Below are 1,521 nucleotides of genomic sequence, written 5' to 3'. Positions count from 1 at the left end.
GCGACACCTTCTCTGCCATCGGCCAGAGCAAAGCGCTCGAGGTGTTGTGCGTCTATCCGTTTGAGTTTGCCATGACGGCCACCCGCCCCGACTTCGGTTGTGGCGCAATGGCAGCCGCCCACGCCGAAGCGGATCCCTCTTCGTGCGCCACCCAAGGCGTCAGCGATGCGCAGGGCTGGATCGCGCACTTTCAGCAACAAAACCTGCAACCTGACAAGCAATGCTCGCTCAGCAGCCAGGTACCGTTGCTGTTCAAGGCCAGCCTCATCGCCCATCAGGGCTTCGATGCCACCTGGGTCGCCAAACCCAACCTGGTGCAGATCAAAAACTGGGACGCCACTGCCCCCAAACAGATCCCGATACAAGCGCTGTTTTACGACACCTCGCAAACCGGCGCATTGCTCGGTGCCCAGAGGGATCAGCGTGATTACTTCACTGCCACCGGGGACTGGTTGCCGGTTCTGCGCATGGATCTGCGCCAGCCACCCGGCGCGGTGTTCGGCTTCAACCTGCAGGAACAGTTGTACAACGGCTATGAGGTCGCTTCGCGATTGAACGCGCGATACGCCGATACGTCTCCCAACTGTCGAGGTGATACCGCTGCGTATAACTGCAATGGCGTGTTGATACGTATCACCGATGCATCGCCAGCGTTTCATGCATGGAATCCCAGCCCGGGCTCTACCCTGCGAAACGCAGTGGCGTTCTCCTACCTGCGTTCCGATGTTTTCGCATCCAGACTCGTCTATGGCAAGAATCAGGGTTTGATCATCAAAGAGCTGGCCGCCCCCGTCGCTTACCCTCTCACGCTGCGCTGCGCGTTTCCATTTGATGGAGGAACCGACTTCAGATCATCCGGTTGCAACGAGCATAGCTACGATCCGGTGCGAAGCAGGCCTTGTGAAGAACAAGGGATCAGCACTGGCGAACAATGGGTAGACCTTTTTTACACGCTCTCTCACAAGAGCACTGGCTGCAGCTTCAACAGCAGCCCGGCACAGTTCGAGCAGAGCATCGTGGCGCGTTCCTTTCTGAACGCAACCGATCAGAGCCAGCACAACGAGGTCGTCATCGCCTCGTGGCCGCAAGACATCGGCGCTCAACTTCCCCTTGAGGCTTTTTTCTATATCGCGGCCGCTGGAAAGGCCAATGCGGCTTTTTTTCAGCAAGACTTCTTTCAGCAGACCGGTCGTTTTCTGCCCGTTGTGCATTTGAGTCTTGCGGCAGATACAGGCCATGAATTCGCCTACGACCCTGCCGACCAAAGTGTTTCAGAGACCGCCCTGCAGAACCCACCACCTCACTCGGCAACGTTGGAGTATTCCCGATGAACACTCCCATTTCGTTGCTCAAGCAACTGCTGCTCACCCTCTGGCTTTTCAGCACCCTCGCCTTCGCCGCCACCGGCCCGGAAGTGGCCAAGCTGCTCAATACGCGCTATCAGAACACCACGGCCGAATGCGTGGGCGAGCATCCCGCGTATTTTTGCAGCGGCGTACTGCTGCGCGGCAGCGCCGAGGT

General features: G+C 58.3%; 1 protein-coding gene and 1 pseudogene. Both read left to right on the top strand.

Annotated elements, in window-relative coordinates; all coding sequences use genetic code 11:
• On the top strand, positions 1-1,331 hold a 1,331-nt coding region (locus tag NTD85_RS08900; RefSeq protein WP_262141989.1), incomplete at its 5' end, for a hypothetical protein.
• Positions 1,328-1,521, top strand: a pseudogene (locus NTD85_RS08895) (hypothetical protein); the annotation flags it as partial. The gene NTD85_RS08900 and the pseudogene NTD85_RS08895, both read left to right, overlap by 4 nt.

It is taken from the genome of Pseudomonas sp. 13B_3.2_Bac1, from assembly GCF_025466205.1.
GTDB classification, from domain to species: Bacteria; Pseudomonadota; Gammaproteobacteria; order Pseudomonadales; family Pseudomonadaceae; genus Aquipseudomonas; species Aquipseudomonas fluorescens_H.
Note: the sequence above shows the minus strand (reverse complement) of the source record. Positions and strands in the feature narration are given on the sequence as shown.